Origin of the sequence: Streptomyces sp. NPDC058000, assembly GCF_042886435.1 — a bacterium.
Taxonomy (GTDB): domain Bacteria; phylum Actinomycetota; class Actinomycetes; order Streptomycetales; family Streptomycetaceae; genus Streptomyces.
Genome location: NZ_JBHVQS010000010.1, coordinates 124,011 through 132,097 on the forward strand (window position 1 = coordinate 124,011; position 8,087 = coordinate 132,097).

7 protein-coding genes and 3 pseudogenes are annotated in these 8,087 nt (G+C 69.7%); 4 read left to right on the forward strand and 6 right to left on the reverse strand.

From position 1 onward, the window contains the following. The first annotated feature begins 115 nt into the window (after window positions 1-115). The 3 genes from ACFVT2_RS13530 to ACFVT2_RS13540 are packed head-to-tail and all read left to right on the forward strand — an operon-like array spanning window position 116 to window position 2,826. Window positions 116-1,354 (forward strand): cytochrome P450, encoded by a 1,239-nt coding sequence (locus ACFVT2_RS13530; RefSeq protein WP_390016290.1) that lies wholly within the window; start codon window positions 116-118, stop codon window positions 1,352-1,354. A 36-nt stretch (window positions 1,355-1,390) separates the two neighbouring features. After that, complete coding sequence (locus ACFVT2_RS13535) at window positions 1,391-1,609, forward strand: ferredoxin (protein WP_390016293.1); 219 nt, start codon at window positions 1,391-1,393, stop codon at window positions 1,607-1,609. Then, window positions 1,606-2,826, forward strand: coding sequence for an NAD(P)/FAD-dependent oxidoreductase (locus tag ACFVT2_RS13540; protein WP_390016296.1), 1,221 nt, complete (start codon window positions 1,606-1,608; stop codon window positions 2,824-2,826). Before ACFVT2_RS13535 ends, ACFVT2_RS13540 begins: the two co-directional genes overlap by 4 nt. A 741-nt stretch (window positions 2,827-3,567) precedes the next feature. Here the strand turns inward: ACFVT2_RS13540 and ACFVT2_RS13545 are convergent. From ACFVT2_RS13545 to ACFVT2_RS13555, 3 pseudogenes are all read right to left on the reverse strand, one after another. Next, window positions 3,568-3,732: pseudogene (locus ACFVT2_RS13545) on the reverse strand (IS3 family transposase); the annotation flags it as partial. A 1-nt stretch (window position 3,733) separates the two neighbouring features. Further along, a pseudogene (locus ACFVT2_RS13550) lies at window positions 3,734-3,888 on the reverse strand (IS3 family transposase); the annotation flags it as partial. Between the two features lie 16 nt (window positions 3,889-3,904). Then, window positions 3,905-4,162, reverse strand: a pseudogene (locus ACFVT2_RS13555) (cytochrome P450); the annotation flags it as partial. Window positions 4,163-4,488: 326 nt separating this feature from the next. Between ACFVT2_RS13555 and ACFVT2_RS13560 the strand changes: the two are divergent. Then, window positions 4,489-4,698, forward strand: a complete 210-nt coding sequence (locus ACFVT2_RS13560) for a hypothetical protein (protein WP_390016299.1) — start codon at window positions 4,489-4,491, stop codon at window positions 4,696-4,698. Here ACFVT2_RS13560 and ACFVT2_RS13565 read toward each other — a convergent pair. The 3 genes from ACFVT2_RS13565 to ACFVT2_RS13575 all read right to left on the reverse strand — a co-directional run bounded on the left by ACFVT2_RS13565 (window position 4,651) and on the right by ACFVT2_RS13575 (window position 7,951). Next, on the reverse strand, window positions 4,651-5,781 hold the full coding sequence (locus ACFVT2_RS13565) for an LLM class flavin-dependent oxidoreductase (RefSeq protein ID WP_390016302.1): 1,131 nt from the start codon (window positions 5,779-5,781) through the stop codon (window positions 4,651-4,653). The two genes, ACFVT2_RS13560 and ACFVT2_RS13565, sit on opposite strands and share 48 nt — an antisense overlap. 86 nt (window positions 5,782-5,867) lie before the next feature. Continuing rightward, entirely contained in the window at window positions 5,868-7,430 is a 1,563-nt protein-coding gene (locus ACFVT2_RS13570) for an MFS transporter (RefSeq protein WP_390016305.1), read from the reverse strand. A 5-nt stretch (window positions 7,431-7,435) separates the two neighbouring features. After that, on the reverse strand, window positions 7,436-7,951 hold the full coding sequence (locus ACFVT2_RS13575; protein WP_390016307.1) for a flavin reductase family protein: 516 nt from the start codon (window positions 7,949-7,951) through the stop codon (window positions 7,436-7,438). Window positions 7,952-8,087: the final 136 nt, after the last annotated feature.

Sequence of the window (8,087 nt, forward strand, 5' to 3'; positions counted from 1 at the left end):
CTGCGCTCTTCGGTGTCTCCTCCTGCAGGCGGGACCTGCTCCGTCGCGCCCCACGCGCGCCGGGGCCCGGTCCCGGCACTGCCCCCATATCCGACTTCGGAAAGGGCGGAGAACCATGAGCACCTTCTCGGCACCCGGCACCGATGTGCCGTCGGCGCAGGTAGCGGACTACCCCATGACCAGGGCTGCCCGCTGCCCCTTCGATCCGCCGCCGGCCCTGCGCACGCTGCAGGACCAGGCCCCGATCAGTCAGGTGCGGCTGTGGGACGGCAGCACCCCCTGGCTGGTCACCCGCTACGACGACGTACGGGCTCTGCTGGCCGATCCCCGGATCAGCTCGGAGAGCAACCACCCGCACTACCCCCATATGAGCCCGGCCCAGAAGGAGCGCCGGAGGCAGTCGCGGACCTTCATCAACATGGACGATCCGGAGCACGCCCGGCTTCGCCGGATGGTGACCGCGACCTTCTCCATCAAGCAGGTGGAGGCGCTGCGGCCTGCCATTCAGAAGATCGTCGACGGCCTGATCGACACCATGCTCGCCGGGCCCAAGCCGGTGGACCTGGTCCAGGCGTTCGCGTTGCCGGTGCCGTCGCTGGTGATCTGCGAGCTGCTCGGCGTCCCGTATGCCGACCACGACTTCTTCCAGGCCAACAGCAAGATCCTGATCAAGACCACCAGCACCGTGGAGCAGGCGCGGGTGGCCACACAACAGCTGCTCGACTACCTGGACCGGCAGATCGGCGCCAAACTCGCTCACCCAGCCGACGACGTGCTCTCCACACTGGCCGAGCAGGTCAGGACCGGTGAGCTCACCCGGCGTGAAGCGGCCGGCATGGGGATGCTGCTGCTGACCGCCGGGCACGAGACCACCGCGAACATGATCGCGCTGGGCACCCTGGCCCTACTGCAGAACCCGGATCAGCTGGACCGGCTGCGCGAGAGCGACGACCCGAAGACGGTCGCCTCGGCGGTCGAGGAACTCCTGCGCTACCTCACCATCGTGCACACCGGACGCCGCCGGGTGGCCCTGGCAGACATCGAGGTCGGCGGCGTGACCATCCGCACCGGCGAGGGCGTCGTCCTCTCCAACGACGTCGCCAACCGCGATCCCGACGCCTTCCCCGCCCCTGACCAACTGGACATCGACCGCAACCCCCGCCACCACGTGGCCTTCGGCTTCGGCGTCCACCAGTGCCTGGGCCAGCCGCTGGCCCGGGTGGAGCTGCAGGTCGTCTACAGCACCCTCTACCGCCGCATCCCCACTCTGCGGCTGGCGGTGGATCTCGACCGGATCCCGTTCAAGCACGACGGGAACGTCTACGGCGTCTACGAGCTGCCCGTCACCTGGTGATGCGGCCCAAGTGCCGTAGGGAAGAGGAGGATTGTGATGAAGGTGATCGTCGATCAGAGCAAGTGTGTGGCCTCCGGCCAGTGCGTGCTGAGCGCGCCGGACGTGTTCGACCAGCGAGAGGAGGACGGCATCGTCGTCCTGCGCGCCGAGAACCCGCCCGAGGACCTGGTGGAGGACGTCCGGCAGGCCGTCGTCCTCTGCCCGGCCCAGGCGATCTGGCTGGAAGAACAGGAGAAGCAGGAGGACAAGGAGTGAAAGCGAAGGGAGGGAAGCGGATTGTCATCGTCGGAGCATCGGCCGCGGGACTCGCCGCGGCCGAGACCCTCCGCCGCCGCGGCTGGGACGGCGAACTCGCCCTGATCGGCGATGAGCACCATCCGCCGTACGACCGGCCACCGCTGTCCAAGCAGATCCTGACCGGCGCCTGGGGGCCCGAACGCGCCACCCTGCGCCCCCTGCCGGATCTCGCGCGGCTGCGGGCCGACCTGCGGCTCGGACAACGCGCCGCCGCCCTGGACGTCCCGGGTCGCCGGGTACGCCTCGACAACGGCGAGAGCATCGGCTTCGACGCCCTGGTCATCGCCACCGGCGTGGCTCCCCGGCGCCTGCCCGACAGCGATCTGGCCGGAGTCCACGTCCTGCGCACGCTCGACGACGCGCTCGCCCTGCGCGCCGCGCTTCGACCCGGGCCCCGAGTGGTCGTGGTCGGCGCCGGATTCCTCGGCACCGAAGTCGCCGCGGCAGCCCGGACCATGAACCTGAACGTGACCGTGGTCGACCCGGAGCCGGTCCCGGTACGGCGCCCGTTCGGGGACCGAATCGGCGCGCTCGTCGCCGAGTTGCACAGGGGCCACGGAACACGCCTGCGCTGCGGGGTGCCGGTACGCCGGCTGCTCGGCGCCGGCGGCCGGGTGACCGGAGTGGAACTCGGCGACGGCACCACGCTGCCGGCCGACGTCGTCGTCCTGGCCCTCGGTGCCGCGCCCGCGACCGGCTGGCTGGAAGGTTCGGGCCTGCGGCTGGGAGACGGGGTGGAGTGCGACGCGTATTGCCAGGCGGCACCCGGGATCTACGCCGCCGGCGATGTCGCCTCCTGGCACAACCCGCACTTTGGCACCCGCATGCGGCTGGAGCACCGGATGAACGCCACCGAACAGGCCATGGCCGCGGCCGGCAACCTGCTCGGCGACGCCACCCCGTTCGCTCCCGTGCCCTACTTCTGGACCGACCAGTACGACACCAGGATCCAGGCGTACGGGATCTTCCCGCCGGACGCGGAGATGCGGATCGTCGAAGGCGCTCCGTCGGACGGCCACTTCACCGCCGCCTACGGCCACCACGGGAACGTGGTCGGCGTACTCGGCTGGAACGCACCGCGCCAGGTACGCACGCTGCGCCGCCTGGTCGTCGAACGCGCATCGTGGGCTGCCATAGCGGCCACACCCGCACCCAGCCCGGCAACCGTGAACTGACCCGCTCGTCCCAAAGGAAGCAAGAAGGGAGGACAGCCGGTGACCACCGACCAAACCCCTCGCCCGGAAGGCAGCGTCCCCGGCGTTCGGCCCCGTGGCAGTCGTGTCTGGACACCGACCTCGGTATTGAGCGGCTCAACGACGTGCACGTGTCCGAGAAGGCCGATTGGGCTCCCGACGACGTGCTCAAGGACAAGGACTTCACACGCCAGTGCACTGAAGCCCTGACGGTCTTCGACACGTTGCAGAACGAACCGTATGCCTCCACGCAGGCGCCGTACCCCGACTTGGGGACGTATCCCCTGCACACGATGGCCGACCGCTGTGCTTTTGACTTCTACGACAATCTGCGATGGGACATTCTTGCTCCCCACGGCCCTCTGCGGCGTCAGCCGCCCCCACCGGACGAGATCCGGTTGCGGCCCGCCGCGGGATGGCTCCTGACCGGCCCGGCGATCGAACGGGCGTCGGAGCCAAAAGAACTCGGAACTCTGGTACCAGCGAAGGCCCGTACAAACAGCGGATGGATGCTTGATGCGGATCAAGGGCGGATCACCGTGACACCGGCAACCGCTGGTTCCCGGCCAGCTGCCACCGTGGAGTCGACGGCGCACGACCGAAGAAGGCCACCCCCACCGGGGAGAACGGCCCCGCCGTCCCGTTCGGGATCGTGGAGCGCTTCGGGCCGGGCGGCCAATGGGAGCTGTACGGGGCTTTCCCCTTCATCGTGGACACCGGTTGTCATGCGGCGGTGGCCGCCGTAGTTGATCGCTGCTCGTAGGCGATCGGGCTGATCTGGCCGAGGCGGGAGTGCCGTCGCCGGGTGTTGTAGCGGGTCGCCCGGCGGAAGACCGCGAGACGAGCCTCACGGGCCCCGTTCCACCGCTTCCGTCCCTGGAGCGTCTCGCAGCATCCGGCACAGCCGCGTGACGCCGAAGGCGTCACGTTGATCGTCGACGAACTGGAAGCGGCTGCTCACCAGCTGGTCTCCGCCGCAAAATACTTCGCGGCCCTCCGCAGGATCTCCCGCTCGAGTTCGAGTTCCTTGACCCGCGCCCGCAGTTGCCCGGTTGGCCGTGGACAGATGGGCGTTGACCACGGTTCCGGCTCCCACGGGGCAACCGGCGATCTCCGTATCCTCGGTTGCGACCCGCGGCAGGAAGGGGGCAGGCGGGTCCAGCCTCAGCAATTCCTCCACCGCAGCCGACCACAGGGACGGGTTGGCCACCAGTTCACGACGCCGTTCAGGGGCGCTCGTCAAGCGCTCCATCCCCAGGCTCAGTGCGTCGGTGACGGTCTCCAGACCAACCAGGATGAGCATCACGCGCAGGCCCATGGCTTCCGCGTCGGACAGCCGGTCCTCGCCCTCGATGGCCAGGATGTCGCTGAGGATGTCGTCGCCGGGGTGAGCGCGACGGCTCTGGATCAGCTCTGTCAGATAGCCGGCCGTGGCTATCGTCTGCGCCGTCCTCGCCGCCCGCTCCTCGCCGGTCAGGGCCAGCTCGCCCGCGGCGTCAGCGGTGAGTTCGACAGCCGCCGTCTTGCACGCGATGAACTGGTCGCGTTCTGTCCGGGGCAGCCCCAGCAGGGTCAGCAGCGCCTGTGCCGGGAAGAGGTGGCCTGGACCAGATCATTCTGGTGGGAGGGGAGGACGCCGGATGGATGATGGACGGCGTGCGCAGCGCCGGCGGGACGGCCATGTGCTCGCCCGACCAGGAGACCGCCGTGCAGCTGCTCCACTCGATCCTCCAGCCGGGCGACGTCGTCCTGGTGAAGGCAAGCCGCGGGGCCCAGTTCCAGCAGCTCGCGGACGCGCTGCTGAACTCAGCCGCCGACCGGCCGCAGACCGGCGGCGTCTGCGGCCGGGGCTGAGGCGTCCGCCGCTTTCTGCCGCAGGGCGTCGCGCTTGGCGACCTCCGCGCGCACGATCGGGATGACCTCGCGCCCGAACTCGACGGCGTCCTCCAGGTAGTCGTAGCCGTGGGCCGCGATGATCTCCACCCCGAGGTCGACGTAGTCGAGCAGCGCGGCCGCGACCGTCTCGGGCGTGCCGACCAGCGCCGCCACGGGGCCGCCGCCGCCGGTGGCGGCCACGGTCCCCGTCCACAGGCAGCGGTCGAAGCGCTCGCCCTGCGCGGCAAGCTGGCGCAGACGGTAGGAGGCAACGTCCGCGCTCTTGCTGAGCCCCTGCTTGCGGGCGTGGATCTGGTCGACGACGCGGTGCGCCTTCTCCCAAGCCTGTTCCTCAGTGGCGCCGAGGATCGGCCGGAAGGCGCAGTGCAGACGGGGCATCTCGGTGCGTCCGGCCGCTTGGGCCGCCCTGTACACGGAGTTGATCTGCTCGGCGGTGCCGGCCAGGGACTCCGCCCACAGGCCGTAGATGTCCGCCTCCGCGCCGCCAACCGCGTACGCCGCTGGCGACGAGCCGCCGAATGAGAGTGCGGGCCGGGGCTGTTGCGCCGGGAAGACGTCGCTGACGAAGTCGTGGAAGCGGTAGTGCTCGCCCTCGTAGTCGAAGGGTTCGTGCGAGGTCCACGCCTTCTTGACGATCTGCATGTACTCGCGAGTGCGTGCGTACCGCTCGTCCTTCTTCAGGAAGTCGCCCTCGCGCTGCTGGTCGTCGTCGAAGGCCCCGCTGATGAAGTGCAGGGTGAGCCGACCGTCTGTGACATGGTCGAAGGTGGCGAACGTGGTGGCTGCGAAGGTGGGATAGGACACGTTCGGCCGGTGCGCCACGAGGAACTCGATGTGGTCGGTGTTCGCGGCGAGGTATGCGGCGATCTGCGCGGGGTCCGGCCAGTTGGAACGGTAAGCGATCAGCAGGCGGTCCCAGCCGGCCTCCTCGTGTGCCTGGGCGAGGCGCAGCGTGTACTCCTTGTCGAACACCGGGCCGGAATGCGCGCGGGTCTCCGAACCGTCGTTGGTCATGGCAGAGCCTACGAAGCTCACGGGCATGGTTTGTCGTCTCCTCAAAGGGCGGGCCCCGGTCAGGGGCTGCCGGTCGTTCTTCGGCGCGAGGGGAGCACCGCTCGCGGAGGTTGTCAGGTTGTGGACGGCCCGACGGCGCGGGCGTCGGCCGCCGTCCGTCCATGTCGGCGATGGAACGCGGCTGCGACGATGCCGGCCGCCAGGAGGATCGCCGCGCCTCCGAGGACGAAGGGCGCCCGGCCACCGAGTGCGTCGGCCAGCCAGCCGGTCAGCGGGCCGCCGAGGGGAGTGCCGCCGAGCAGCACCAGCATGTAGAGGCCCGTGACGCGCCCGCGCACCTCGTCGCTCACCGACATCTGGACGGTGGTGTGTGCCGCGATGACGAACACCGTCGCTGCGGTCCCGGTGCCGACCAGCAGCAAGCCGAAGAGCCAGATGCCGGGCATGAGCCCGAGGGCCAGGTCCAGTACCCCCAGTAGGGCGGCGGACCGTACGAGCAGCACCCGCAGACGTTCCAGGGAGGTCTTGCCGCGCAGCGAGGTGATGATGGAGCCTGCCAGCATGCCCAGCGCCAGCAGCGTCGACAGCAGCCCGAAGGAGCCGGCACCAGCGCCGAAGACCTTCGCAGCGGCCGTCGCCACGGCGGTGCTGAAACTGGCGAGCGTGCCGACCACCAAAGTGAGGCCCATCAGGAGCATCAGATCCGGATCGTTCCAGGTGTAGTGCAGACCCTCGCCGAGCTGTCCGCGAGCCCGCCGCGCGGTGGGCCTGCGGTGCAGGGTGCTCGGGTCGGTCGCCATCAGCCCCGCGACCACCGCGGCGAAACTCACGGTGTTGCACAGGAAGACCGGCCCCGTGCCCCACCAGCCGATGGCCCAGCCCGCAAGGGCCGGACCGACGACGCGGGACACGTTGAACGTCGTCGAGTTCAGCGCGACGGCCTTGGACACGTCGTCCTTGCCCACCATCTCCACCACGAACGACTCGAAGATCGGAGCGTCCAGCGCGGAAAGGCAGCCCAGGGCGAAACACAGCAGGTAGACGTGCCAGAGCCGTACCGAACCGGTGAGCTCCAGCAGCCCCAGGACGAGTGCGCACATTCCCATCAGGGACTGCAGCACCATCAAGGCCCGGCGTACGTTGAGGCGGTCGGCGAGTACGCCTGCCCACAGGGACAGGAAGAGGACCGGCAGGAACTGCAGACCCGTCGCCACACCCAGCGCCACCGGGTCCTTGCCCGACAGTTCCAGTACGAGCCAATCCTGTGCGATCCGCTGCATCCACGTGCCGACCAGGGAGAAGACCTGCCCGGTCAGGAACCGCCGGTAGTTGGGCTGCCGGAGGATGTCGAATCCGCCGACGAGCCGCAAGAGCAGCGGCGGACGGGCGATGGGACCGCCCCGCCCGCACCGGCTCGTATCGGTGCCCAATCGAGTCTCCCTCACTGTTCCCCTTATCCGTTCGGTTCTCAGGCACCCGCGGTCCTCACCAGGTGGAGCTGCGAGCCGGTCGCGGACCTTCTTGGAGCGGTGGGCGCAGCGTCCGTCGGCGACGAGGTGAACCCTGTGGTCGAAGTGGCCGGCGATCCGGTCCGGGAAGCCGCACATCACCTCGACGGTGAAGGTCGTGGTGACGACCATGACGTGCACCCGGCCCCTGGTACTGATCGCCGACATGGCGTTCACCGAAGCAGTGGCGCCAGGCGGTGGAAGCCGCCGTCGTGGTAGAGCAGAGGCCCGCCCCGTCCCGAGGTACGTCCGGTGAGGGCCTCGGCGACGACGATGCGGTGGCCCGCAGCGGGCATGCGGGCGACGATCCGGCACACGAGCCGCCCGAGGACCCCGTCCAGCAGGGGCACGCCGTTGGGGCCGGGATGCCAGGCGGTGGAGGCGGCGAAGCGATCGGCTCCGCTGCGGGCGAACGTGGCCCCCAACTCCCGCTGGTCGACGGCCAGAAGGTGCACTCCCACGTACTCGGCCTGTGCGATGACCGGCCAGCAGGAGTTCGAGGTGCCGATGCCGAACGAGACCAGCGGTGGGTCCAGGGAGACCGAGTTGAGCGAGGTGGCGGTGAATCCCACGGGCTTGTCGCCGAAGGCCGTGATCACGGCGACGCCGGCCGCATGCTGTCGGAACACCGAACGCAGCAGCTCCGCAGTGGCCGGCTCTTCCGGACCGGCCGTTGCCGGGTGTGTCATGGGTTGACCGTTCTCCGTTCCGGGCGCCCAGGGGCGCCGTGGTCTGCCGGATGAGGGATCGTCTGTCGCCGTGCCGGGCCCTGCGCCGGGTCCTGGTGTGGCGCGGCGACAGAGGCGCCGGGCGGGTCCTCTGTCC